Source organism: Actinotignum stranguriae (assembly GCF_051265215.1).
GTDB classification, from domain to species: Bacteria; Actinomycetota; Actinomycetes; order Actinomycetales; family Actinomycetaceae; genus Actinotignum; species Actinotignum schaalii_C.
Window position 1 is genome coordinate 77,360 of sequence record NZ_JBOZCJ010000001.1, and the last position, 26,386, is coordinate 103,745.

Annotated in this window: 18 protein-coding genes and 4 tRNA genes; 2 read left to right on the forward strand and 20 right to left on the reverse strand. The window is 63.3% G+C overall.

Annotated features, from left to right (window positions below):
• Nucleotides 1–32: 32 nt before the first annotated feature.
• The 13 genes from rpsG to ACRQEG_RS00470 form a co-directional block, all read right to left on the reverse strand.
• The gene (gene rpsG, locus ACRQEG_RS00410) at nt 33–503 is read right to left on the reverse strand and encodes a 30S ribosomal protein S7 (RefSeq protein ID WP_016443110.1); all 471 of its coding nucleotides are present in this window, start codon (nt 501–503) and stop codon (nt 33–35) included.
• On the reverse strand, nt 503–877 hold the full coding sequence (gene rpsL / locus ACRQEG_RS00415; RefSeq protein WP_016443111.1) for a 30S ribosomal protein S12: 375 nt from the start codon (nt 875–877) through the stop codon (nt 503–505). Before rpsL ends, rpsG begins: the two co-directional genes overlap by 1 nt.
• Before the next feature lie 302 nt (nt 878–1,179).
• Complete coding sequence (locus ACRQEG_RS00420; RefSeq protein WP_087070534.1) at nt 1,180–5,067, reverse strand: DNA-directed RNA polymerase subunit beta'; 3,888 nt, start codon at nt 5,065–5,067, stop codon at nt 1,180–1,182.
• A gap of 45 nt (nt 5,068–5,112) precedes the next feature.
• Nucleotides 5,113–8,610: a DNA-directed RNA polymerase subunit beta gene (gene rpoB / locus ACRQEG_RS00425; RefSeq protein WP_026428291.1), complete on the reverse strand. Its 3,498-nt coding sequence runs from the start codon at nt 8,608–8,610 to the stop codon at nt 5,113–5,115.
• Between the two features lie 437 nt (nt 8,611–9,047).
• On the reverse strand, nt 9,048–10,136 hold the full coding sequence (locus tag ACRQEG_RS00430; protein WP_159455006.1) for a GNAT family N-acetyltransferase: 1,089 nt from the start codon (nt 10,134–10,136) through the stop codon (nt 9,048–9,050).
• Nucleotides 10,137–10,564: 428 nt separating this feature from the next.
• Nucleotides 10,565–10,954: a 50S ribosomal protein L7/L12 gene (rplL, locus tag ACRQEG_RS00435; RefSeq protein ID WP_026428293.1), complete on the reverse strand. Its 390-nt coding sequence runs from the start codon at nt 10,952–10,954 to the stop codon at nt 10,565–10,567.
• 182 nt (nt 10,955–11,136) lie between these two features.
• Complete coding sequence (gene rplJ / locus ACRQEG_RS00440) at nt 11,137–11,658, reverse strand: 50S ribosomal protein L10 (protein WP_026428294.1); 522 nt, start codon at nt 11,656–11,658, stop codon at nt 11,137–11,139.
• A 355-nt stretch (nt 11,659–12,013) separates the two neighbouring features.
• Entirely contained in the window at nt 12,014–13,345 is a 1,332-nt protein-coding gene (locus tag ACRQEG_RS00445) for a glycosyltransferase family 39 protein (RefSeq protein ID WP_087070532.1), read from the reverse strand.
• 174 nt (nt 13,346–13,519) lie between these two features.
• Entirely contained in the window at nt 13,520–14,221 is a 702-nt protein-coding gene (gene rplA / locus ACRQEG_RS00450) for a 50S ribosomal protein L1 (RefSeq protein WP_087070531.1), read from the reverse strand.
• A 175-nt stretch (nt 14,222–14,396) separates the two neighbouring features.
• Nucleotides 14,397–14,831: a 50S ribosomal protein L11 gene (rplK, locus tag ACRQEG_RS00455; protein ID WP_016443119.1), complete on the reverse strand. Its 435-nt coding sequence runs from the start codon at nt 14,829–14,831 to the stop codon at nt 14,397–14,399.
• A gap of 237 nt (nt 14,832–15,068) precedes the next feature.
• Nucleotides 15,069–15,920 (reverse strand): transcription termination/antitermination protein NusG, encoded by an 852-nt coding sequence (gene nusG / locus ACRQEG_RS00460; RefSeq protein WP_087070530.1) that lies wholly within the window; start codon nt 15,918–15,920, stop codon nt 15,069–15,071.
• Between the two features lie 42 nt (nt 15,921–15,962).
• A complete protein-coding gene (secE, locus tag ACRQEG_RS00465; protein ID WP_016443121.1) occupies nt 15,963–16,202 on the reverse strand; it encodes a preprotein translocase subunit SecE in 240 nt (79 codons plus the stop codon).
• Between the two features lie 55 nt (nt 16,203–16,257).
• Nucleotides 16,258–16,330 (reverse strand) — tRNA-Trp (locus tag ACRQEG_RS00470).
• 195 nt (nt 16,331–16,525) lie between these two features.
• Between ACRQEG_RS00470 and ACRQEG_RS00475 the strand changes: the two genes are divergently transcribed.
• Nucleotides 16,526–17,740: a pyridoxal phosphate-dependent aminotransferase gene (locus ACRQEG_RS00475; RefSeq protein WP_159455005.1), complete on the forward strand. Its 1,215-nt coding sequence runs from the start codon at nt 16,526–16,528 to the stop codon at nt 17,738–17,740.
• A gap of 136 nt (nt 17,741–17,876) precedes the next feature.
• Here the strand turns inward: ACRQEG_RS00475 and phoA are convergent, their stop codons facing one another.
• Both phoA and ACRQEG_RS00485 read right to left on the reverse strand, forming a co-directional pair.
• Entirely contained in the window at nt 17,877–21,653 is a 3,777-nt protein-coding gene (gene phoA / locus ACRQEG_RS00480) for an alkaline phosphatase (protein WP_087070528.1), read from the reverse strand.
• 195 nt (nt 21,654–21,848) lie between these two features.
• Nucleotides 21,849–23,183, reverse strand: a complete 1,335-nt coding sequence (locus ACRQEG_RS00485; RefSeq protein ID WP_234984476.1) for a phosphotransferase — start codon at nt 23,181–23,183, stop codon at nt 21,849–21,851.
• A gap of 126 nt (nt 23,184–23,309) precedes the next feature.
• Between ACRQEG_RS00485 and ACRQEG_RS00490 the strand changes: the two genes are divergently transcribed.
• Nucleotides 23,310–24,329, forward strand: a complete 1,020-nt coding sequence (locus tag ACRQEG_RS00490; RefSeq protein WP_087070527.1) for an adenosine deaminase — start codon at nt 23,310–23,312, stop codon at nt 24,327–24,329.
• Here ACRQEG_RS00490 and ACRQEG_RS00495 read toward each other — a convergent pair.
• The 5 genes from ACRQEG_RS00495 to ACRQEG_RS00515 all read right to left on the reverse strand — a co-directional run bounded on the left by ACRQEG_RS00495 (nt 24,326) and on the right by ACRQEG_RS00515 (nt 26,231).
• A complete protein-coding gene (locus ACRQEG_RS00495) occupies nt 24,326–25,492 on the reverse strand; it encodes a UDP-N-acetylmuramate dehydrogenase (protein WP_087070526.1) in 1,167 nt (388 codons plus the stop codon). The genes ACRQEG_RS00490 and ACRQEG_RS00495 overlap by 4 nt on opposite strands.
• 176 nt (nt 25,493–25,668) lie before the next feature.
• Nucleotides 25,669–25,839, reverse strand: a complete 171-nt coding sequence (rpmG, locus tag ACRQEG_RS00500; RefSeq protein WP_016443127.1) for a 50S ribosomal protein L33 — start codon at nt 25,837–25,839, stop codon at nt 25,669–25,671.
• 39 nt (nt 25,840–25,878) lie between these two features.
• Nucleotides 25,879–25,952, reverse strand: a tRNA-Met gene (locus ACRQEG_RS00505).
• Nucleotides 25,953–25,979: 27 nt separating this feature from the next.
• Nucleotides 25,980–26,052, reverse strand: a tRNA-Thr gene (locus ACRQEG_RS00510).
• Between the two features lie 97 nt (nt 26,053–26,149).
• Nucleotides 26,150–26,231, reverse strand: a tRNA-Tyr gene (locus tag ACRQEG_RS00515).
• Nucleotides 26,232–26,386: the final 155 nt, after the last annotated feature.

Consider the following 26,386-nt stretch of genomic DNA (forward strand, 5'->3'; position numbering starts at 1 on the left):
CTTCTATATCGCGGGTCAGATAACCCTGGTGATTACCAGCGGTAGTGGGCGAAGGCCTTATTGGCTTCCGCCATGCGGTGGGTATCCTCGCGGCGCTTCACAGCACCACCAAGGCCGTTGGAGGCATCGAGGATTTCGTTGAGGAGACGTTCCGTCATGGTGTTTTCGCGGCGCTGGCGCGCGAATTCCACCAGCCAGCGCAGGCCGAGGGCCGTGGAACGGCCAGCCTTGACTTCCACCGGCACCTGGTAGGTGGCGCCACCAACACGGCGGGAACGCACTTCCAGCTGCGGACGAATGTTATCCATAGCGCGCTTGAGAACCGCCAGGGCATCCTGCCCGGACTTTTCCGCCACGCCTTCCATCGCACCGTAGACGATGGACTGCGCCAGGGACTTCTTGCCATCCACGAGCACGCGGTTGACCAGCTGGGTCACCAGCTGGGAATTGTAAACCGGATCGCTAACCAGCGGACGCTTCTTAACCGGACCCTTACGAGGCATTACTTCTTCTCCTTCTTGGCGCCGTAACGGGAACGAGCCTGGTTGCGGCTCTTCACGCCCTGGGTGTCAAGGGCGCCGCGGACGATCTTGTACCGCACACCGGGGAGGTCCTTCACGCCACCGCCGCGAACGAGGACAATGGAGTGTTCCTGCAGGTTGTGACCTTCACCGGGAATGTACGCCGTCACTTCGATGCCGGAGGACAAGCGAACACGGGCAACCTTACGGAGCGCAGAGTTCGGTTTCTTGGGGGTGGTGGTGAACACGCGGGTGCACACCCCACGACGCTGGGGGCTCCCCTTAAGCGCCGGGCGCTTAGGAGCGCGCTTCTTCTTCGCGCGGCCCTCGCGGACCAGCTGCTGAATTGTAGGCACTACTTCTCCTGATAGACAGATGAATATTATAACGTTTGCCAAATCTGCCCGAACGCACACCGCTCATTACGGGACGGCCGAGGGCCGCCACAACAGACCCGCAAACAGGCAACCTAAACAAGAATAGCGGTTAATGCGAGGAGCCGTCAAAGCTTCGCGGGCTGAGGTGTTAGGAAACACACGGGCTGCGGGCCCACCCGGGCCGTTTTTCTGCGCCGCGTTTCTTTTTACGACGACGCCGCAGCGGGGCGGCCACACCGTGGCCGCCCCGCTGGGAACTCCCCCGCTACCGGGGAACTTATTTAGGAGAACATTCCGTAGCCGGCTCCGAGATCGAACTCTTGGAAGTCGGTATACGGGAAGGTGTCATCGAACATGTCGAAATCGGTGGCGGCAAAGCCATTGTTCTTTTCGAACTCCACCCGAGCTTCGGCAGTCGGTTCGATCTTGGCCGAGCGCATCGTCTCCAGGCCGGTACCGGCCGGGATGAGCTTACCAAGGATAACGTTTTCCTTCAGGCCCTCGAGCGGATCGGACTTGGAATTGAGTGCAGCCTCGGTGAGGACGCGGGTGGTCTCCTGGAAGGAGGCCGCCGAGAGCCAGGAATCCGTGGCCAGGGAGGCCTTGGTAATACCCATGAGCTCGGGGCGCCCGGAGGCGGGCTTGCCACCTTCGGCCATCGCCGCGCGGTTCTCATCTTCAAAGCGCGCCACATCCACGAGTTCGCCCGGGAGCAGCTTCGTGGTTCCCGCTTCCAGCACGGTAATGCGGCGCAGCATCTGGCGCACGATGACCTCGATGTGCTTGTCGTGGATTTCCACGCCCTGGGAGCGGTACACCGCCTGCACTTCGGAAACGATATGTTCCTGAGCCACCCGGCGCCCGGAAATACGCAGCACCTTCTTGGGGTCCACGCTACCTTCCACGAGCTGCTGACCAACATTGACGTGGCCGCCTTCGGGAACGAAGAGCTTGGCTCGCTTGGAGACCTGGTAGACAAGGTCCTCTTCGGCGTCGTCGCGCTGAATAATGAGGCGACGTACGCGCTCCCCATCCTCGATCTGGAGGATGCCGGCCGCTTCCGCGATCGGGGCCTCGCCCTTCGGGGTACGGGCTTCGAAGAGTTCCTGCACACGGGGAAGACCCTGGGTGATGTCGTCCGCGGAGGCCGAACCACCGGTGTGGAAGGTACGCATCGTCAGCTGGGTACCCGGTTCACCAATGGACTGGGCGGCCACGATACCCACCGCTTCGCCGATATCCACGAGCTTGCCGGTGGCCATGGAGCGGCCGTAGCACTTGGCGCAGGTACCGGTGCGCGACTGGCAGGTCAGCACGGAACGCACCGAAACCTGGGTCACGCCATTCTCAATGAGATGCTCGATAATCGCATCGCCCAGATCGGTTCCGGCAGCCGCCAGCACTTCGCCATCCTCGGATACAACGTCCTTCGCGAGGGTGCGAGCGTACACGGAAGTATCCAGCTGCGGATCGGGAATGAGGGTGCCGTCGGCGCCCTTCTCCGCGATGGTCTTGGTCAGGCCGCGGCTGGTCCCGCAATCGGATTCGCGCACGATAACATCCTGCGCCACGTCCACGAGGCGGCGGGTAAGGTACCCGGAATCGGCGGTACGCAAGGCGGTATCCGCCAGGCCCTTGCGGGCGCCGTGGGTCGCCACGAAGTATTCCAAAACCGAGAGGCCCTCGCGGTAATTCGAGGTAATCGGGCGGGGAATAATCGCGCCCTTCGGGTCGGCCACCAGGCCGCGCATACCCGCGATCTGGCGGACCTGTTCCCAGTTACCGCGCGCCCCGGAGGACACCATTCGGTTCACGGTGTTATCCGCGGTGAAGTTTTCGCGCATCTCCACGGCAATCGCGTCCGTCACTTCCGACCAGAGGTCCACGAGGTCGCGGCGGCGATCCTCGTCCTCGATACGGCCGGTGAGGAACTGGTTTTCGATAACCGCGGCCTTCTTTTCGGCTTCCGCCAGAATTTCCGGCTTCGATTCGGGTACGACGACGTCCGATACCGCAATGGTGGCGCCGCTGCGCCCGGCCCAGTAGAAACCAGCTGATTTCAGGGCGTCCAGCGAGGCGGCCACGTAGACCTTCTCGTAGCGTTCGGCCAGGCGATTGACGATCCCGCCGAGCACCTTCTTATCGACGGTCTCATTGACGTAGGGGAAGTCCACCGGGAGCGAATCATTAAAGATCGCGCGGCCCAGGGTGGTTTCCAGCAGCAGCCGGTCGCCTTCTTCGAAGTTCTCCGGGGCCTTCCAGCCGCGCGGGGGAACAACGTCCGCTTCGAAACGAATCTTCACCTTCGCATTGAGGTCAAGACTGCCCATGTCATAGGCCATCTGCGCTTCATCAATGGAGGTGAAGTAGCGGCCTTCCCCGGTGGCGCCGTCGACCTGAGATGTCAGGTAGAACAGCCCGATCACCATGTCCTGCGAAGGCATGGTCACGGGGCGCCCGTCGGAGGGCTTGAGGATGTTATTCGAGGAGAGCATGAGGATGCGCGCCTCGGCCTGGGCTTCCACGGAAAGCGGGAGGTGCACGGCCATCTGGTCGCCGTCGAAGTCCGCGTTGAAGGCGGAGCACACCAGCGGGTGCAGGCGGATCGCCTTGCCTTCAATCATGAGCGGCTCGAAAGCCTGAATGCCCAGGCGGTGCAGGGTAGGTGCGCGGTTGAGGAGCACCGGGTGCTCGCGCATAACCTCTTCGAGAACGTCCCATACTTCGGGGCGCTGGCGGTCGATGAAACGCTTGGACGCCTTGATATTCTTGGCGATTTCCAGGTCCACCAGGCGCTTTTGCACGAAGGGCTTGAACAGTTCGAGGGCCATCACACGCGGCAGCCCGCACTGGTGCAGCTTCATGGTCGGGCCCACCACGATCACGGAGCGGCCCGAGTAGTCCACGCGCTTACCCAGGAGGTTCTGGCGGAAGCGGCCCTGCTTGCCCTTGAGCATATCGGAGAGCGACTTGAGGGGGCGGTTGCCCGCGCCCTGCACCGGGCGCCCGCGCCGGCCGTTATCGAAGAGCGCGTCCACGGATTCCTGGAGCATGCGCTTTTCGTTATTGACCATGATCTCCGGGGCGCCCAGGTCCAGCATGCGCTTGAGGCGGTTATTCCGGTTGATCACGCGGCGGTAGAGGTCGTTGAGATCGGAGGTCGCGAAGCGGCCACCGTCCAGCTGCACCATGGGGCGCAGGTCCGGCGGGATCACCGGGAGGGCATCAAGCACCATCGATTCGGGCTTGGTATCCGAGTGCAGGAAGGCGTTGACCACCTTGATGCGCTTGAGGGCGCGAGCCTTGCGCTGGGCGGTACCCGATTCGATGACCTCCACGAGGCGGTCATGTTCGGCCTGCAGATCGAAGGAACGCAGCCGGGCCTGGATCGCTTCCGCACCGCGGGCGGCCTTGAAGTAGTCGCCGTAGTGCGCGTCCATTTCGCGGTAGAGGTCTTCATCGCCTTCCAGATCCCCCACCTTGAGCTTGGTGAAGCGATCCCACATGGTTTCCAGGCGCTCGAGTTCGCGATCCGTATTCTTGCGGATCTTGGCGAGGTCGTTATCGGCCGCGCGCTTGATCTTCTGCTTCTGGGAATCGGTCGCGCCATCTTCTTCGGCCTGCGCGAGCTCCTTTTCGAGCTCCTGCTGGCGGCTTTCGAGGGCAACATCCCGGTTCTTTTCCAGGGCGCGGCGCTCCAGTTCGTATTCGGACTGGAGGGTGGGCATATCTGCGCGGCGGGCTTCTTCATCAACTTCGGTCACCATATAGGCGGCGAAGTAGATGACCTTTTCGAGGTCCTTGGGGGCTACGTCCAGGAGGTAGCCCAGGCGCGAGGGCACGCCCTTGAAGTACCAAATATGGGTGACGGGAGCGGCGAGCTCAATATGGCCCATCCGTTCGCGCCGCACCTTCGAGCGGGTGACTTCCACGCCGCAGCGTTCGCAGACGATGCCCTTGAACCGCGGCCGCTTGTACTTACCGCAGGCACATTCCCAATCGCGGGTGGGCCCGAAGATCTGTTCGCCGAACAGGCCGTCCTTTTCCGGCTTGAGGGTGCGGTAGTTGATAGTTTCCGGCTTCTTCACCTCACCGTGCGACCAGGCACGGATATCATCCGAGGTTGCCAGACCAATGTGGAGCTGGTCAAAACGATTAACGTCGAGCAAGATTCCTACTTCCGATGTTGTGCGCCACTAAGAAGATTTGAGATTTTAGAAGTCGGCTCCGGTGGACAGATCCTCCAGACCGGTCTGCAGCACGGGCTCCTCCGGGCCGGCCGCAGCGCGCATGCGATCTTCTTCTGCATCCTGGAGGTCAATGACCTGACCGGATGCATCGAGAGCTGCCACATTCAGGCACAGCGACCGCATTTCCTGCATAAGAACCTTGAAGGATTCCGGAATACCAGCTTCGGGGACGTTATCGCCCTTGACGATGGCTTCGTACACCTTGACGCGGCCCACGGTGTCGTCGGACTTGATCGTGAGCATTTCCTGCAGGGTGTGTGCGGCACCGTAAGCTTCCAGGGCCCACACTTCCATTTCACCGAAGCGCTGGCCGCCGAATTGTGCCTTACCGCCCAGGGGCTGCTGGGTCACCATCGAGTACGGACCGGTGGACCGGGCGTGGATCTTATCATCCACGAGGTGGTGCAGCTTGAGCATGTACATGTAGCCAACCGAGACCGGATCCGGGAAGGGATCGCCGGTGCGCCCGTCGAAGAGCCGGGCCTTGCCGAAGCGATTGACCAGGGTGTGGCCTTCCGCATCCGGGAGGGTGGACTGGAGCAGTCCGTCCAGCTCATCGGCCTGGAGGCCGTCGAATACCGGGGTGGCAACCCGGGTACCCGGGGCGGCCTTGACGGTATCTTCGGGCAGGCGCAGGGCCCATTCTTCACCCGCTTCCCGGGCGGCGCTGGCATCCCACCCGCGGGAAGCCACCCAACCCAGGTGCAGTTCGTACACCTGGCCGAGGTTCATGCGGCCGGGAACGCCCAGCGGGTTGAGGATGATATCAACCGGGGTGCCGTCTTCCATGAAGGGCATATCTTCCACCGGAAGAATGCGGGAGATAACGCCCTTATTTCCGTGGCGGCCGGCCATCTTATCGCCCACCGTGATCTTGCGGCGCTGGGCGATGTACACGCGAACGGTCTCATTAACATCCGAGGGCAGTTCGTCGTTATTTTCCTTATCGAACTGGCGGATATCGATGACGATGCCGGATTCGCCGTGCGGGACGCGCAGCGAGGTATCGCGAACTTCCTTGGCCTTCTCCCCGAAGATGGCGCGCAGCAGGCGCTCTTCGCTGGTGAGTTCGGTTTCCCCCTTGGGGGTAATCTTGCCCACGATGATATCGCCGGCGCGCACTTCCGCACCGATGCGAATAATCCCGTGATCATCGAGATGCGAAAGCATTTCCTCAGACACATTGGGGATATCGCGGGTGATTTCCTCCGGGCCGAGCTTGGTATCACGCGCATCGACCTCGTGTTCCTCGATGTGGATCGAGGTGAGGAGGTCATCGCGCACGCAGCGCTCGGAGAGGATGATGGCGTCTTCGTAGTTGTAGCCATTCCAGGACATGAAGGCCACGAGCAAGTTCTGCCCCAGCGCGAGTTCGCCACCTTCGGTAGCTGCGCCGTCGGCAATAAGAGTTCCCGCTTCCAGGCGGTCCCCAGCGGAAACGACCACGCGCTGGTTAATGCAGTTGCCGGGGTTGGAACGTTCGAACTTGGACATCTTGTAGATGACGTGGCGGCCGTCGTCCTGTTCCACGTGCACGGCGTCGGCATCCACTTCGGTGACCACGCCGGGGGCCGCGGCCACCGTCACGTCACCGGAGTCAACCGCGCAACGCATCTCCCAGCCGGTTCCCACGTACGGGGAAACCGGGCGGATGAGCGGCACGGCCTGGCGCTGCATATTCGCACCCATGAGGGCGCGGTTGGCATCGTCGTGCTCGAGGAAGGGAATCATGCCGGTACCGATGGAAACCATCTGGCGCGCGGACACGTCCATGTAATCGATTTCGTCCACCGGAACGAGGGCCGGTTCGCCGCCCGGAACGCGCACGAGCGCTTCTTCTTCCAGGAAGTGGCCGTCCGCGTCGATGGGCGCTTCGGCCTGGGCGATATTGTGGTTATCTTCGTCCCCGGCCTGGAGGTAATCGATCTCGTTCGTGACCCGGCCATCGACCACGCGCCGGTAGGGCGTTTCGATGAAGCCGAAGGAATTGATCTGCGCGAAGGAGGCCAGCGAACCGATGAGGCCGATGTTCGGACCTTCCGGAGTTTCGATGGGGCACATGCGCCCGTAATGCGAGGGGTGCACGTCGCGCACTTCCATGCCCGCGCGATCACGGGACAGACCGCCCGGGCCGAGGGCCGAGAGGCGGCGCTTGTGGGTCAGGCCCGCCAGCGGGTTGTTCTGATCCATGAACTGCGAAAGCTGGGACGTTCCGAAGAACTCCTTAATCGCGGCGACAATCGGGCGGATATTGATGAGCGAGGAGGGCGTAATCGCTTCCACTTCCTGAGTGGTCATGCGTTCGCGCACCATCCGGTCCAGGCGCGCCAAACCGGTGCGGACCTGGTTCTGGATGAGCTCACCGACCGCGCGCACGCGCCGGTTGGAGAAGTTGTCAATATCATCGGTGCTCACGCGCACCGGGGTGGCACCTTCGGCGCACAGGATGGTCGGGAATTCGCCGTCCTCCCCCATGCGATCCATGCCCTGGTGGAGGGCAAGCAGGTAGCGCAGCGCCGCGGTGATATCCGTGAGCGTGAGCTGGCGAGCGGTGTTATCCTCCGGCAGGCCCAGCTTCTTGTTGATCTTGTAGCGCCCCACCTTCGCGGTGTCGTACCGCTTGGGGTTGAAGTAGAAGTTATTGAGCAGGGTACGGCCCGCTTCCGCTGTGGGCGGTTCACCCGGGCGCAGCTTGCGGTAGAGATCCTGCAGGGCTTCTTCCTGGTTGTGGACGGTGTCCTTTTCCAGGGTGTCAATGAGGATGGGGAATTCGGAGAAGGTTTCGCGAATTTCCGATTCCGTCATGCCCAGGGCCTTGAGGAATACGGTCACGGACTGCTTACGCTTGCGGTCCACGCGCACGCCCACCGCATCGCGCTTATCGATTTCGAATTCCAGCCAGGCGCCGCGGGAGGGAATCACCTTGGTGTTGTAAATATCCTTATCGGAGGTCTTATCCGCGGTGCGCTCGAAGTACACGCCCGGGGAACGCACCAGCTGGGACACCACTACACGCTCGGTACCGTTCACGATGAAGGTACCGCGGTCCGTCATGAGCGGGAAGTCGCCAATGAAGGTGGTCTGCGACTTGATTTCGCCCGTTTCGTAGTTCTGGAATTCCGCGGTGACGTACAGGGGGGCCGAGTAGGTGAGATCGCGTTCGCGGCATTCGAGGATGGAGTACTTCGGTTCCTCGAGATGCGGGGCGGAGAGCACCAGGCCCATGGTTTGCGCGGCATTTTCGATCGGGGAAATTTCTTCGAAGATTTCTTCGAGCCCGGACTGAACGCCGGGGTTTTCCGCGACCCATTTATCCGAGCCGATCAGCCAACCGAAACTATCGGTTTGGAGGCCGAGCAAATTCGGCACTTGCAGTGGTTCATGGATTTTCGCGAAAGATACGCGGTCAACAACCGGCTTGCCGTTATGTGCAGCGAGCGAGTATGTGCGCGAAGCAGCCAAAGTGGATCCTTCCCTGACGAATCTGGCAGAAGGACAATCCAGTCACCCTCACCGAAAACCGCGATATCACGCCGAAAAGCGCTGCGGAGGTGATCAAGGGCATAGGAGTGTCAACGCAAGTTTCTACACTACACGTTTTAACGGCAAGAACCAAGACCCCAGGCCTATGCGAGGGGTCACACATAGGGATACCAGCGCTTGGCGGTGCCGGTATCTCATCTGAACTTCATCGTCCGAAAGTACTTTCGCACAAGAACGGCGTACATGCAAGTGCGGGCGCGCCGGGGCGCCGGGGCGCGGGGCGTTCGCGCAGGTCTGCGGGTGCGTGCGTATGTGGCGCGGCCCGGGCCGGGTGGCGAGCTTGCGTGCGCCGGGGCGCCGTTGCTCGGGGCGTTCCGGTAGCACGACGACGCCGCAGTCCCGCGTGGTCACCTCCTCTAGCGCAAGCGTTTTTCGAGGGTCACCTCGGCGCAGTAGCCTTCAAACCCGTGGGCGGTGTACAGCCGGCCGGCCCCGGTGGAACTATGGGTATCCACGTCCAGCCCTACGGTGGCATACCCGGCCCGTGCCGCATTGGTGATGACCCGGTCCACAAGCTGGCCGCCCACCCCGCGCCCGCGCACGGCCCGCAGCGAGCCGAGATATTCGATATAGAGCTCGGTGCCGTAGTCATTGGCGAGCGCGTAGCCCACTACCGCGCCGGTTTCTTCGCTGAGCGCCACGACGGAGCAGTCCAGGCGCATGCGCCACCCGGTGAGGAAGGAGTGCCAGGATGCGGCCTCGTAATCGTAACGCCCGTAGTGGTCACGGAAAGCTTCGGCGTGGGCGAGGCGCAGCGGTTCTTCGTCGGCGAGGGTGGGGGCGCGGAAGGTCACGCCGTCGATGTGGACGGTAGGGATTTGCGCGGCCGGGCGGCGCATCACTTCGTATTTGCGGGTGAGGCGGTAGCCGAGCTCTCCCAGCGCCGCGTTGGTTTCTTCTGCGTCATCATCGCGCGCTACCTGCACCGACAGCCCGGAATAGCGGGTTTCGGAGCGTTCGGCGAGTCCGATGGCGAGCTGCTCGCAGCGGCTGAGGAGTTCGGGGAGGTACGTGAGGTCCGGGCAGGCATAGCCGATATAAATATCGAGGTCATCATCTTGGTCGACGTCGCCCATCGTGGATACGGTGGCTCCGGCGAGGAGGTGATCGCCGCGGTACAGCGCGAGGGTTTCAGTGGCCGGATCGACCTCAGGATTGGCGAGGAAATCGCGCAGATCGCGCTCCGTGGCGGAGTGGAGCAGAGAAGGATCCGCGGCGCCCAGCGCGGCCCACGCAGGAATATCGCTCGGGGTGAGGGGGCGCCAACTCAGGGCTTCGCTTGAGCGCTGGTTCGGGCTTTGCTCCGGGGTCTGACTCGGGCTCTTCTTTGAGCCCGGGTTCAGGGTTTGCTCCTGGGGCGATTCGGAGCTCTGGTTTAAGCACGATTCGGGGCTGTGATTCGTCGTTGTTTCCTGCGTCATCTTCACGTTCGTCTTCGTTATCATCGTTGAGTTTGTATCCGGGCTCGTTTCCGGGGCGTTTCCGGGCTCGTCCCGGCTCGTTTCCGGGGCGAGCTGGTATCCGTTTCCGGCCCTGCCTCGGGCCTCGCATCCGCCTGTGCGCCGATGCTCACCCGTGCCAGTGTAGCCGGGAACAACCTTCGTGCGTACCATCGCGACAAAGTGGTACTGGAGAACATCGGGACTGACAAAGTGGTACTCCACGACAGAAAATCGTGGTTTGACTGTAGCTCCAGTACCACTTTGCGATCCAGCACGGCGCCGGACGGCCAATAGCACGGGGTCTCACATCACGGAAACCAAACAAGCGGATACGCCGGGGCGTATCCGCTTGTGGAGTGGAGCGCGGGCGTGAAGCCCGCGCGCCGATGGCTGATTTTTCAGCCGATTAGCCGAGTTTTCGGCGTGCCGTGTTACTTGAGGGTAACGGTGGCGCCGGCGCCCTCGAGGGCTTCCTTGGCCTTTTCGGCGGTGTCCTTGTCCACACCTTCGAGGACGGCCTTGGGAGCCGAGTCCACGAGGTCCTTGGCTTCCTTGAGGCCGAGGGAGGTGAGGGCGCGGACTTCCTTGATGACCGCAACCTTCTTGTCGCCAGCGGCTTCGATAACAACATCGAAGTCGGACTTCTCTTCGGCGGCAGCACCGGCGTCGCCACCGGCAGCGGCCGGAGCGGCAACGGCGGCAACGGGAGCCGCGGCTTCAACGTCGAATTCCTCTTCGAACGCCTTGACGAAATCGTTGAGCTCAACGAGGGTGAGCTCCTTGAAAGCTGCAATGAGCTCTTCGGTCGAGAGCTTAGCCATGATGGCCTTCCTTTCCGCTCTAGCGAGCAGACTCTATCTGATGGGCAGAAATACCTGCCGTGCAGATCTAACTGGGTGCGCGGCTGGGGGCCGCTCCGCGACGCGTATGCCGAGCCGCGAAAACTCCGAAATATCCGTGATAGTCGCTATTCGATACCCGTGATATTCCGAGGTGGAAGTGGCTACGCAGCCGCTTCCTGCTTGGCGCGCAAGGCGTCGATGGTGCGAACGGCCTTGGTGGCCGGCGCGTTGAGTACGTACGCTGCCTGGTACATGAGCGCCTTGAGAACACCGGCGGACTTGGCCAGCAGGACTTCGCGGGATTCGAGTTCCGCGAGCTGCTTGACGTCGTCTGCGGACAGCTGGGCGCCGTCCATCACGCCGCCCTTGAGGATAAGGGCTTCGTTCTCCTTGGCGAAGGTCTTGAGGGCCTTCGCGGCTTCCGGAGCTTCACCGGTGACGAAAGCAACGGCGGTCGGACCCTGGAAGGTCCCCTCCGCTACCTCGACTCCGGCCTGCTTCGCGGCGATATCAAGAAGGGTGTTCTTGGCGACCTTGTAGACAGCTCCACCCTGGAACGACCGGCGCAGATCTTTCATCTGGCCGACCGTCAGGCCACGGTACTCAGTAAACAGCACAGCGGTGGAGTTCTCGAAGAGCTCCTTGAGTTCCGCAATCGCTGCAGACTTATCGGTCCGTGCCATGGGGCCTCCTTCCGGTCTTACCCGCAGGATCGGCAACGAAAAAGCCCCGCGCGGTAAGGCACGGGGCTTGGATGACCTGCCGTGAGCACGGCAACATTTAGCTCTGTTCTTACCTGCGCTGGCCTCGCGGTGCGAGTTTGATCCCGTTGGAACCTGCGGTCTTTGGCATCGGTTAGTCTATCGTTTTCGCGCGGCCACGCCAAGGCCGATCCGCGTGGCTTGCCTCACGGGCGCGGATAGGTGGCCCTCCGCGAAGATCCACTTCCGGCCCGTGCACCGCCGGCGGTCCGGCACACGCACTGAAGGCGTACATATAGCGTGCGCTGGCCCGGTCCATATAGGTACGACGGCGCAGCTACGCCCACACCGGCCCGGCGAGCAAACACAGGTACCCCAGCGCCCCGGCCCCCATGAGCACACCGCGCCAGATGGGCCGGTCTGCCAGGTGGGCGATAGCGGCCAGTGCCCCTGCCACATTGGCGATCCCGTAGCGGCGCGGAATGGAACGGAAGTAAAGACCGCCGTTGATAATTTCCCGCGCCTGGACCACCACGCCCACAATAAGTGGCCCGGTAGCGCCCGATAGACCGAGCACCCGCCCGCGCACCGAGCGCAGCCCCGCCACCAGCGCGAGGAGCGGTCCGACCAGCAGAACAACATAGGCCACCGTGCCCCAGATCTGGGTGGGAGCGGAGATGAGCTCCGGGGAAAAGTGGTATTTCGCCGCGGGATTGGTTAGGCCGTAGGGATTGAGAAGGCTGAGAAGGAGCCGCCCAGTACTGGCCTCGCTTACCGGCGAGGTAGAGATCGCGTTGATGGCGGGCACGTAGCCTTCTGGGGTACGGGCGCCCTGGATAGCATCCCAGCCCAGGTAGCAGGCGGCCACCGTGAGTACCTGAGTACCGAGCAGCACCGCGAGGTGGCGCCGCTGCGCCCGCCCGAAGCCCACCAGGCCCGGCCAACAAATCGCCAAGGTAACCGGCACCAGAATCGCCAAAATTCCGGTGATGGAAATGACCCGGGAGAGGCAGATAGCCGCGGTTATCAGCGCGGGCAGCACCCAGCCGGTTTTCTTACCTACCACGATGCGCGCGCTCAGCCATGCCGCGGCCGCGCCGGCCAGCGGGCCCACGGCATCGTTATGCACCATGGTGGCACTGGCCGCCACCGAGGGCACCGCCAGGAAGAACAGCGCCGCCGCGAAGGACACCACCGGGCTCAAGCGCCAGGCGCGCAGCGCGGCGTAGAAAAGCCCCACTCCGGCGGCTACCAGCACCGCCGACCCCAGGCGGGCGCCCGTGAGGAAGCTCAATCCTGCCAGGCCGGCCAGGCGCGCGATGGCGCCGTCGACCAAAAAATACAGGGGCGGGTGGAAAGCATTGTAGTTTTCCGCGCGATAGGGCCAATCCGCCGGGGCCACCTGATCCCAGGCATCGCAGGGTGGTGGGGTGATGGCAGTACCGGCCGGGGCATGGCAGGCCCAGGCCTGGCGGGCCTGCGGGGCCATCACATCCCCGGGGGCGGGGACGGTGCCACTGGATGCCTTGAGGGAATAGTCCAGGTAGGTCCACTCCCCCACCGGGTTGATGGACGGGTTGTGCGCGAAGGCCCACGCCGCCCACCCCAGGCAGAGCAGCATGAGGAGGCAGGCGAGCAAAGCGTCACGTACGCGCGGATGGAAAGTCACGGCTCTAGCCTAAAGCACGGTTACGACAAGAAAAAACGGCGGAACGCGCGCGCCCGCCACAGCGATGTATGCGCGCAGATACGCGAACCGCCGTACGTATAACAAAGGGCGGAGACCCCTGAGGATCCCCGCCCTTCGCGTTACGCGTATATCCGCTTAATCGCCAACCGGCCCTTAGGCTTCGGCGCGAGTCTTGGTGGCATCAATCGGGATGCCGGGGCCCATCGTGGTGGACACGGTAGCCTTGAGGATGTAGCGACCCTTCGAGGAGGAAGGCTTGAGACGCATGATCTCCTCGTAGGCGGCAGCGTAGTTCTCCAGGAGCTGCTGCTCGGTGAAGGAGGTGTTGCCGATAATGAAGGGCAGGTTGGAGTTCTTATCCACGCGGAATTCGATACGTCCGCCCTTGATATCACTGACGGCCTTCGCCACGTCCATGGTGACGGTGCCCGTCTTGGGGTTCGGCATGAGGCCGCGGGGGCCGAGCACGCGGCCGAGGCGGCCGACCTTGCCCATCATATCCGGGGTGGCCACCGCCGAATCGAAATCAGTCCAGCCACCGGCAACGCGTTCAATGAGTTCGTCGCTGCCAACTTCGTCCGCGCCGGCGTCAATAGCCTGCTGGGCGCGCTCGCCCTGGGCGAAGACGATCACCCGGGCGGTCTTGCCGGTGCCATTGGGCAGGCTCACGGTACCGCGAACCATCTGATCCGCCTTACGCGGATCCACGCCGAGACGGAACACAACTTCCACGGTTGCGTCAAACTTCGTCACGGACGTTTCCTTCGCGAGGCGCATTGCCTCCACGGGGGTGTAGAGCACACCGGGCGCAATCTTTTCTGCTGCGGCGCGGTATGCCTTCGAGCGCTTTGCCATTTCTGCTTCTCCTTTAGTGCAGGTGTGGTCAGCGAGCCTGCGTGGCCCTTCCACGGTTCCACTCGGGAACCTGCGGAGTCTAAGAGCGCGGTTGCTCGATGCTCTTAGCTCCGGTTACGTTGTGGTCTCGGATTGCGGTGGAACGACGGCGCTGCCGCCTTCCAGCACGCGCTATTTAGATAGCGTCCGAGGTGATGCCCATGGAGCGGGCGGTGCCGGCGATAATGCGGGCGGCGTTGTCAATGTCGTTCGCATTGAGGTCCGGCTCCTTGATCTTCGCGATTTCGCGAAGCTGATCGGCCGTGAGGTGCCCAACCTTCTGGGTGTGCGGAGTGGGCGAACCCTTCTGCACCCCGGCAGCCTTCTTGATGAGCTGCGCCGCCGGCGGGGTCTTGAGAACAAAATCAAATGTGCGGTCTTCGTAGACGGTGATTTCCACCGGGACGATGTTTCCGCGCTGGGATTCGGTCGCGGCGTTGTACGCCTTCGTGAACTCAACAATGTTCACGCCGTGCTGACCGAGAGCCGGACCAACCGGCGGGGCCGGGGTGGCCTGGCCGGCAGGAATCTGTAGCTTAATGAAGCCTGCAACCTTCTTCTTCGGTGCCATATCTGGTCCTTTTCTCATTGAACAGCCGTCGCAATGGCTAGCGACGGCACGCCTATCTATATTACGGGAAAGTAAGCGATGCACAAAGCCCCGCCTGTGTGAGACACACCGCGGAGCTTGTGTTACATTGCGCGAGATACGAGCCTGCGTTGCCGGCGTACTCGCGTTTCTACACCCTTACGTCTATGCGTGCGCAGGTTACGGAAGTACGACGCCGCCGCAGCGGCCACGTGGAACTTAGTCTTCCTTGCGCACCTGGGCGAAGGAGAGCTCCACCGGGGTTTCCTGACCGACGAGCGTCATCATCACGGTGAGGCGCTGGTTTTCCGCGTCGATTTCCGAGACGGTGGCCGGCATTCCGGCCCACGGTTCGGCGGTGAGGGTAACCGGATCGCCCACTTCGAAGGGAGCGATGGTTTCCGGAGTGGCGCCGGTGGGCAGGCCCGCGGCGCGTGCTTCGTCTGCCGCGGCGGCTTCCACCACCGGGGTCAGCATGGTGACAACCTCATCGAAGGTGAGGGCCACCGGGGTACGGCCATTGCCCACGAAACCGGTCACGCCATTGGTGGATTGCACCACGCGCCAGGAATCATCGGTGAGGTTCATGCGAATGAGCACGTATCCGGGCATGCGCACCCGCGATACCAGCTTGCGCTGCCCGCGGCGTACTTCGAAGACTTCTTCCATGGGGACTTCGATCTGGAAGATGTAGTCCTCCATATTCATGGAGACAAGGCGGACTTCCAAGTCCTGCTTGACGCGCTTTTCGTAACCGGAGTACGTGTGGAGAACGTACCAGCGGCCTTCCAGGCCCTTGAGCTTGGCCCGCACCTCTTCTTCGGTGACGATGCCGTCCTTCTTCTTGCCCTTCTTGGAGGAAGCCGGAGCGGGTTCCTCAGCGGGCTCGCCAGTTTCAGCAGCGGCTTCGGGCGCTTCTTCGGAAGCAGGGCCGGCGGTTTCTTCCGCGGCTACGCTTTCCGGGGTGGTGGTATCGGTGAGGGAATCCGCGCTGGGAGCAGCCTCCTCAGCGGGCGCGCTTACACCCGGTTCCATAAAAAGATCGTCGTGCGCGGTATTGTTCTCAGACACGCTGTTCCCTCACTGTTCTTGGGGCCGGCCCTGGTTCTGGACCTACCCGAAGATCCAGACGGTGGCGCGACCGAAAATAAGATCGAAGATTCCGATAAAGACCATCACGGCGAGGATGAAGAGCACCACCGTGGTGAACAGCTGCCCCAGTTCCTCCCGGGAGGGGCGCTGGACGCGCTTCAATTCACCGAAGATTTCGTGGAAGAACTGCGCGAGCCGGGCAAAGAAGCCCTTCTTCTCCGCAGCGCCCTTGGAGGACTTGGATGCTGCAACTTCCTTCACAGTGCGTCCTTTTCCTCGTCGTAACAATGCCCCGTCAGTATTGGCGGGGCAGGAGCAGGGTAGGAGGGACTCGAACCCCCAACCGCCGGTTTTGGAGACCGATGCGCTACCAATTGCGCCACTACCCTAGGTTGGCAACTCCACCATTATGCCTGAAACCGGGGTGCTCCGCGAGCTCCGGCCGCCAGGTGGACGTTGGAGTATCACGACCGCAAGGCCGTCATACCCGGAATAGCATAGTCGATAACGCCCCGGCCGTCCACTTCCGCACCTTCCCTTGGAGAAAGGTCACAGCCGCGGCCGGGACAGTGTTTAATGGGAGGGTGAGTACTACACCGAGCCCCCATACCCCGCGCCGCGTTTCCGCGCGCCTGGAAGCCCTTGCTCCCTCCGCCACCCTCGCGGTGGATGCCCGCCAGCGTGAGCTGCGGGCCGCCGGCCGCCCCATTATTTCCTTCGGGGCCGGGGAACCGGATTTCCCCACCCCGGATCATATTGTTGCCGCCGCGGCTGCCGCCACCGGCGATATCCGTAATCACAAATACTCCGACCCCAATGGCTTGCCGGAGCTGCGCGAGGCGATTTGCGCCAAAGTCGCTTTCGATGCCGGGGTGCGGATTGACCCGAGCTGCGTCGTCGTTACTAATGGCGCGAAACAGGCTAATTTCGAAGCGTGGGCGGCGCTCATCGACCCGGGCGATAACGTGCTCCTCCCCTCCCCCTACTGGGTGACCTACCCGGAAGTTATTAAGCTCTTCGGCGGTACCGTCACCGAGGTGTACGCGCCCCCGGCGCAGGGCTTCAAGGTGAGCGTGGAGCAGCTCGAGGCCGCCCGTACCGAGAAAACGAAGGCGCTGCTGCTGTGCTCGCCCACCAATCCGACCGGCGCGGTCTACAGCGCCGCGGAAGTGCGCGCTATCGGCGCTTGGGCCCTTGAGCACGGGATTTGGCTGGTGGTCGATGAAATTTACGAACACCTCACCTACGACGGAGTGCGCACCGCCTACCCGCTGGCCGAAGTGCCCGAGCTGGCCCAGCAAGCCCTGGTGATCGGCGGGGTTTCCAAGTCCTTCGCGATGACGGGTTGGCGGGTTGGGTGGCTCTACGGTCCGGCGGATGTGATGGCCGCGGTCAAACGAGTGCATTCGCATCTGACCGGGAATGTCAATAACGTGGCGCAGCGGGCCACCATCGCCGCGCTCACCGGCCCGCGCGACCGCATCGAGGAAATGCGCGAGGGCTTCGCGCGCCGCCGCGGCCGCATCGTGAGCGAACTGGCCAGTATTGACGGGGTGGAGGTCGCGCCCCCGGATGGCGCCTTCTATGTTTTTGCCGACGTCGCAGGCCTGCTGGGCGGGGCGGGCCCCCGCCGCGCCACGAGCTCCCTGGAGCTGGCCGATCAGCTCCTGAGCGATATTAATGTTGCCGCGGTGCCCGGGGAAGCCTTCGGGGTTGGCGGCTTCCTGCGCTTCTCCTACGCGCTCTCCGATGCGGAGCTAGCCGAGGGCATGGCGCGGCTGCGCGATTACTTCGCCTAGCAGCCGGAGAGCTGCCTAGCCGGCCGGCTGTGCTCCGCATGGTTAATCCGGCACGTTCCCAACACATGTGGGCCGCGACGTTTCCGCCGCGGCCCACAGTGCTTGACCCGTTATTCAGGCAGCTGAGCGTCGGTATTTAGCGCCGCACCGCCGGGGTATCGGTGCCGTTACCGTCCCAGTCACCAACGAAGAGTTCGTCGGCCACGCGTCCGTAGTGGAGCGTGAGATCGGCCGGGCCGGCATTGAGGGAGTTCTTCACGAGCAGCGCGTTGCCGCGGCGCACCGCGAAGGTATCGGTTCCGTTACCGTCGAAATCTCCGGTGAAAACTTCGTCCGCGGCCTTGCCGTAGGAGAACTCGGTATCGGCGTTACCCGAAACAATGGCGTTCTTGACGAAGATGACATTGCCGCGGCGTACCGCGAAGGTGTCCTTGCCATCGCCATCCCAGTCACCGACCAGCGGGGTATCCCCGTAGCGGCCGTAGCTGATGACTTCATCCGCGTTACCGCTCTTGAGGGAGTTCGCCACGTAGAAGGTGTTGCCGCGCTGGACCGCGAAGGTGTCCTTACCGTCGCCATCCCAGTCACCCACGAGCACGGTGTCCCCGGCCTTACCGTAGGAGAATTCGATGGGTGCCTTGCCGCCCGCGAGGGTATCGGAGACGTAGAAGGTGTTCCCGCGGCGCACCGCGAAGCTATCCTTGCCATCCCCGTTCCAGTCGCCCACGAGCACGTCGTCGCCGGCGCGCCCGAAGCTGAAGACAGCCTGGGCCACGGTGGCGGTCCAGTTATTGGATACGTAGAAGGTGTTGCCGTTATCGGAAGGCTCGGCCGGGACGGTGGGATCACCGCTCGGATCCGTACCCGGTTCCGGCGTCGGATTCACGCTCGGGTCAGCGCTGGGATCAACACTCGGATCCGGCTTGGCACCTTCCTTCACGAACTGATTGACCACCGGCTGCGATTCCTTATCCAGGCCGAGCGCATTCGCCACGGTGTAGTGCAGGTCGGTCTGATCGGTACGCCCGATCACGTTTTCCGCACCCGGGCCGGAGGCCGCGATACGCAGCTGGGCACCGGTGTGGCCCTGGCCGCCGCGCGCCACCTCATTGGAGGCCGCGGTGTTATAGGACATCTGCATGTAGTCGCCATCAACCGTCTTGAGGATGGTGTTCACGCCGGAGGTCGTGCTTCCCGCACCCACGATCTGCGAGGTGTGGGCATGATCGGCGGTCACGAGGATAAGAGTGGGTTCACCATTCTCCTTGGCCCAGCGCTGCGCCACCGCAACTGCCTGATCCAAATCGTCCAGTTCGCCAATCTGACCGCAGGCATCCGCCCCGTGATCAGCCTTATCAATCGAGGCGGCTTCCACCTGGAGGAAGAATCCGGCGTCGTTCTTGAGCAGATCCATGGACTTCTGGGTCATGGCCGCCAGGGTGGGAACATCGGCGGTCCGGGCTTCGTTAATCGTGCAGGTCTCGTAGGTTGTCGGCTTGCCTGGGGTGGGCACCGACTCGTTGAACATGCGCGGCATATTGCCCGGGGTGAAGAGACCGAGGACCGGCTTATCCTGGTTGGCTTCGGTCAGGGCAGCCATCTGCTCCGCCGTCGTCACAATCTGGAAGTCATTATCGCGCGCGTTTTCCAGCACGGACTTACCGGCCGTCCACCGCGTCGTCTCACCCCAGGTACCGGACACCTGAACCTCGGCGTCGAAGTACTTCGCGCCGCCGCCCATCGTCACGTCCGCACGGGTATCCACGAGCTGTTCGGAAATCGAACCCATCCCGCCGTTTTCACGCAGATCGGAACCCTTGGCGGGCTTTGCGTTCCCGGAGGGAGCGTAATGCGAGCGGCTGGTCACGTGAGCACCCATGACCGCCGGGGTGGCATCCTGCACTTCCGAGGTGGTGATATTACCGGTCTTGAGCCCGGCCCGCTTCGCCTTCTCCAGGAGGTTCTCCCGGGGCTTCTGGGCCAGGTCCACGCCGATAGCGCCGTTGTAGGTCTTGGTGCCGGTGGCCCAGGCGGTACCCGAAGCGGCCGAATCGGTCACGTAGTTGATGGCGCCGTCGCGATCAATGGAGAAGTGGGTGTAGGACCCGGTGTAGTCGAGGTTATCGATACCGGGCAGGCGCCCGTTCGCCCCGTAAAGGTAGTTACGGGCGGAGGTGATCTCCGAATCGCCCATCCCGTCACCGATGAAGAGCACCACGTTCTTGGCCTTGGCGTCCGAGCGCTGCTCGCCGTCCTTGCCGTACTGGGCGAAATCACCGGGGGCCGGCACGGTCACCTTGCCGTTTTCGTCCACGGCGATGGCCATCTTGGCCCCACCGGCTACCGGCTTGGCCAGATTGGCATCGCTGGCGGCGGTGGAGGCTTCGGCGTTGAGGGAAAGTGCGTTACCGATGGTGTAGAAAAGATCGGTCTGGTCGGTTTGGCCCAGCACATTTTCTTCACCGGGGCCGTAGGCGGCCACGCGCAGCTGCGCGCCGGTGTGCTGCTGGGAACCGGCATTCGTGCCATCTTCAGCGACCTTCGTGGTGCCGTAAAGGATGGACATGGGCGAACCATCGGCGGTGGTCAGGCGGGTCACGGGGCCCACGTGGTCGTCGCCGTCGGACACAATCTGCGCGGTATGCGAGTGGTCCGCGGTCACGATAACGAGGGTCTGCCCGTCCTTCTTCGCGAAGTCCAGGGCAACCTTGGTGGCCTGGTCGAGGCGATCAGTTTCCCCGATCTGCCCGCAGGCATCCGAGGCGTGATCGCGCTTGTCGATAGAGGCGGATTCAACCTGGAGGAAGAAGCCCTTCTCCGCGCTCGGGTCATCGAGAAGTTCAATGGCCTTGCGGGTCATATCCACAAGTTCAGGCTCGGTGCCAATATCCTGCTTTTCGCAGGTGAGCGGATCGGCCTTTGCCCCGCCGACCTTCGCCTGGGAGGACTTGTAGGCCGTGGTCATATTCGAGGGCGCAAATAGCCCGAGAACCGGAGAATCCTGGTTCGCCTTGGTGATTCCCGCGAGTTCATCAGCGGTGGTCACCACCTGGAAATCATTCGCGCGAGCGTTGTCCAGAACCGACTTATTGGCTTCCCACTGGGTGTTGTACTTGGCCGCCCCCTCGAGGAAGGGGTTGGTGTTCCCGGAGGCGGTGGTCACCATGGCGTCGAAGTACTTCGCGCCGCCGCCCAGGGTCACGTCCGCGCGGGTGTCCACAATCTGCTCCGAGATGGAGCCGAGCCCGCCGTTTTCACGCAGGTCCGCGCCCTTGGCCGGCTTCGAGTTACCGGAGGGAGCGTAGTAGCTGCGGCTGGTGGAATGCGCACCCATCACGGCCGGGGTGGCATCCTGAATATCGGAGGTGGTCACGTTGCCGGTACGCATCCCGGCGTTCTTGGCCTGCTCAATGAGGTTCTGCACCGGCTTGCCGGCCAGATCCACGCCGATGGCTCCGTTGTACGTCTTCGTACCGGTGGCCCAGGCGGTTCCCGAGGCGGCCGAATCAGTCACGTAATTGAAAGCACCATCCTTGTAGAGGGAATGGTGCGTGTACATACCTTCGGAGGTGAGTTCGTCAATACCTTCGAAACGCCCCGAGGCGCCCTTGAGGTAGTTGCGGGCCGCGGTGATTTCCGACTGGCCCATGCCATCACCAATAATGAGGATGACGTTGCGGGCCTTGGCGTTGGAACGCCCCTGACCCGCCTTACCGAATTGCGCGCAATCGCCGGGTTTGGGCGGAATAACGTTGCCTTGCGAATCAAAAATAACGCAGTTTTCCGGCCCGTTCGCGGTGCGGTAGGTGGTATTTTCCGCCGAAGCGGCACCTCCCGCGAGCGCCGAGAAGCCGACGGCGGCCACAGCTGCTGCTGCCACCGCGCGCCGGGCAGTGAAATGTGAGGATCCCATTGTCCTTTTATCCCTTCTAACAGAACGTGGGCCCTCTAAGGTTCACTTAACTCATTTACCGGAAAGCAAGCACAATGTAACGAGCGGGTGAACAGTATTGTTTGTGCGTGGTGGGTGCGGCACTGTCAGGTGACGAAAAATCCGGGTTTTAACGACGACGCCGCTCGCCGGGCAGCGGGTGTATCGGGAGCGCAGCTAGCCCCGCGGGTAGGCATTTCCTCCGTATCCGGCCAGGTAGCGCGCTCGGGAGAGCCAGTATTCGGCTTCGCGCAGCCGCCCGAGGGCATCGTGTTCCCAGCGGGTGCCGTCGGTGCGGGCGGCCCCGGCAACGAGGGAGAGCGTGACCCCGGCTGCCCGCGCGTACACGGGCGCGGCAGGTAAACGCTGTTCCAGCAAGGCGCACCACTGCCCCAGGATGGAACGCAGGTGCGGGTAGGCGGCCGGGGCCAGGTGGGGTAGCACGCTCATATGCCCGAGCAGGCAGGCCCAGTCATCAGCGCGGTAGCCCGGCCCGAGGGAATCCACATCAATAACGCCGGCCATCCAGCCGGTAGCGCTGGGCGCGGCGGGCCCCGTTGGCGCGGGCGCGCCTACCGCAGTCCCCATTGGCGCGGGCACGCCTACCGCGGGCCCGCGCTGCACGAAAATATTGGCTTCGTAAAAATCGCCGTGCACGGGCACGATAGGCCCGGGATCGAGGCTGGCCATCATCTCCGTGACTCCGCTGGCTACCGCGTGGGCGCGAGCCGCGATTCCGGGGAGCGCTACCGCGGCGGCGTGCGCGTAGTGGCCCACCCGATCCGCCCAGGCCGGCCGGTGGGTGAGGTGGATGGCCGCGGCCGGCAGGCTTTCTTGCAGATTCCACAGGGTATCGAAAAGCGCGACGCTCTGGTCCCCCAGCCCGCGGGCCAGCCAATTGGCTAGCGGCTCGCCCGGGAGGGTGGAAATAAGAACGAGGCCGCTCGGATCTTCACGCACCACCCGCGGCGCGAGCACCCCGGCCTGGCCGAGCATGCGATGGCGTTTGGCCAGGGACTGCGCGGCCGGTGGGCGCAGCACCTTCGCGAAAGCACTTCCGCCACCCGCGGTGGTGACTTTGACGACGGCGCGCCTGGTGGGCCGGTAGCTTTTGAGCTCCACCGCTACTTTTTCTCCCAGGAATGCCGACATTCGGCTCGGGGTGACGGCCAGCGGAAGCGCGGGAAGCTCGGGATCATGGGGATATTCCCAGACCCACACGGCAGTATCGCGGTGGGTGAGGCGCACGAGGGTGGGGGTGAAAGTTTGGGAGAGCTGCGCGGTGGATGCACATACGTATTTTTCGCGCGCTTGGCCGGTGGGGCGCCCGCCTTCTCCGCGGGCGCGCGCCGTCACGGTGTAGCTCACGGTCACGCCGGCCCCGGGGCGGTGATTGACGCGGTGGACCGCCCAGGAGAGGAGCTGCCAAGCGGGAAGCGCGGTGGCGAGCATCGACCCGGCGTCCGGGCCGGTCAGCAGCGCTAAATCAGCGCTTTCCGAAGATGCAGCCATAGAACAATAGTGCCGCATCCACCCCGGTGGCACAATGCGGGCGCGCGCCACGCGTGCGGATGCTCGGCCGGCACACGCGCGGATACCCGCGCGCCACGCTCGCCGCCGGCGTGGGAAGATGGAGGGGTGCGTGACCTTGCTGCCCTCCCCAAAGCCCATGTGCATCTGCACTTCACCGGTTCGCTGAGCGTGCCCAGTCTCGTCGACATGGCCCGCCACGCCGGGGTGCGCCTGCCCGAGAACCTCACCGATAATGTGGCGATGCAGGTGCCCGCGGACCAGCGCGGCTGGTTCCGATTCCAACGTGCCTACGATGCCGCGCGCGCCGTCGTTCAATCTGAAGAAGCAATGCGGCGGATCGTACGCGAAGCAGCCCGGGCCGACCGGGCGGAAGGATCGCGGCGCCTGGAAATTCAAATCGACCCGACCTCCTACGCCCCCTACGTTGGCGGTATCACCCCGGCCCTCGAAATTGTTTTAGACGAGGCGAAAGCGGCCACCCGGGATACCGGGGTGGAGGTGGGTGTTATTGTGGCGGCCTCGCGCACCCGCCACCCGCTCGATGCGCGCACCCTGGCCCGTCTGGCCGCCCGCTACGCCGGGGATGCTCCCGGTGAGGTTGTGGGTTTTGGGCTTTCCAATGATGAGCGGCGCGGGCGCACCGCGGAATTCGAGGCAGCTTTCCGCATCGCCAGGCGGGCCGGCCTGCGTTCGGTTCCCCACGGCGGGGAGCTGCTCGGCCCCGAGCATTTGCGCGAGGTCATCACGCACCTGAATCCGGACCGGCTCGGCCACGGGGTGCGGGCCGCCGAGGATCGCGCCCTCATCGGTGAGATTGTGGAGCGCGGAATCGCGCTGGAGGTATGCCCTGCCTCGAATGTGTCGCTCGGGGTATTCCGCGAAAATGACGATGTTCCCCTGCGTACCCTGTTCGACGCCGGGGCAATCATCGCCCTGGGTGCCGATGACCCGCTGCTCTTCCTGGCCCGCCTCAATGCCCAGTATGAGATCGCGCGCCGGCAGGGCTTCTCCGATGCGGAGTTGGCCGAGTTGGCTCGCCGTTCCATCCGCGCGTCCTTCGCCTCCGCTTCCTCGAAGCGAGCCTGGCTCGCGGAGGTTGATGCCTGGCTGGCAGAAGAGGACTAGGCTTCCAGGCCGCCGAGCACCACCGGCTCGGGATGGAGCACCACCCCGAAGGCATCTTTCACACCGGCCTGGATTTCCCGGGCGAGGGCACGCAGCTGCGCACCGGTGGCTCCCCCGGCATTGGTGAGCGCCAGGGTGTGCTTGGAAGAGAGCCGCGCCGGGCCGTGCCCGTAGCCCCGGGTGAACCCGGCATGCTCAATCAGCCAGGCGGCTGAGGTCTTGACCAGCCCGTCTACCACGGGAACACCGCCGCTCAGAGTTGCGTGCGCGGCGTCGTGCACCTCGTAACGCGGGGCGTCTTCCGGGAGCCGCTGCGCCTGCGCGGTGGTGAGCACCGGGTTGGTGAAGAAAGAACCGCACGAATACGTATCGCGGTCGGCATTATTGAGGACCATGCCTTTGCTACCGCGCAGCTCCAGCACCGCCTCCCTCACCGTTTCCGAAGGCACCCGCGCCCCGAGCTCCACCCCGAGGTGGCGGGCCAGCTGCGCGTAGCCGATGGGATCGGACACATTGGAGAGCTTCGTTTGGAAGGTCACCTCAAGGACGATATACCGCGGGCTCGGCCCGTATTCCCCGATGGTTTCCTTGAGAATTGAGGTGCGGTAGCCCAGGCGCATATCCGCGAGGAACAGCGTGCGGATGCGTTCTTCGCGCCGGTCATAAACCTTGAGACGCGCGAGGGTCGCAGCGACTTCCTGCCCGTAGGCCCCGATATTTTGCACCGGCGCCGCGCCAACGGTTCCCGGAATCCCGGAGAGCGCTTCAAAACCGCCCCAATCCTGGGAAATCGCGTGGACCACGAGGTCATCCCACGGGGTTCCCGGCAGCGCGGAAAAATTCGCGCCTTCGCAGCTGCCCAGCGAATCCAACACGATCCCGGAGCGCATATCGCGCAGCACAATCCCGTCAAAATGGCTATCCGCGGGCAGGATATTCGAGCCGCCCCCAATAACGAGGAGCGGGGTGCCGGCCGCGTCCGCCCGGCGTACGGTATCCACCACCTCGGTTTCGGTGGTGGCTTCCACGAGTTCGGTGAAGGTTCCGCCCACGCCGATGGTGGTGAGTTCGGCGAGGGTGGTAGCTCCGCTGCGGGCCCGGGTGGAGAGCACCGGCGCGCTCACGTGATGCGGTTCGGGTGGTTCGGGAAGAGTACAGCTCATTGTTCTAGCCTACGGCTTTCGCGGCGACGGCGCAGCTTCAGCCCGCGCGCTAGTGGGACGACGGCGCAGCCGGGGCCATCAGATACGCAAAAAGGGAAGCCCGTTCAGGCTTCCCTTGAGCTGTGCATCCCGGCCGGGGTTCATCCCGGGTGGGATACCGTCACGCTACCGCGCTATTAGCGGGTTTCGCGATGGTTCGTGGAGGCATTGCACCGCGAGCAGTACTTCTTCAGCTGCAGACGATCCGGATCGTTGCGGCGGTTCTTCTTCGTGATGTAATTACGTTCCTTGCACACCTCGCAGGCGAGGGTGATCTTGGGACGCACGTCAGCAGACTTGCTAGCCATTCCTTTTTCTCCTCAAGGTTGTGCCCTACTGGTAGTCAGTAGCGGGGGCGGGGATTGAACCCGCGACCTCACGATTATGAGTCGTGCGCTCTGACCATCTGAGCTACCCCGCCTCATGTCACCGCATGAGGCGGCAACGGAGCCCCGAAAGAGAATCGAACTCTTGACCTTCTCCTTACCATGGAGACGCTCTGCCGACTGAGCTATCGGGGCGATGCCGATTTCGCAACGAGTACCAAGCTTACTCGATTCACGCTGAAAAACCAACAGTGCGAGAAATGTGAAACAGATCAACCATTTCGACATTTCGTGGCGGGTGTAGGATTCGAACCTACGAAGCGTAACGCATCTGATTTACAGTCAGGTCCCTTTGGCCGCTCGGGAAACCCGCCAATATAACTTCCGAAGAAGTGTTTTTCACCCCGCGGAAGAAAGGCTTCGTGGCCGCCCTTCCGTAAGGCACCAGATGAGATTACCCAGGGAGGAAAGTTACTGTCAACTTTTGAGGCGGGAACGTGGCCACCACCACTCCCCCGGCTGCCCGGCG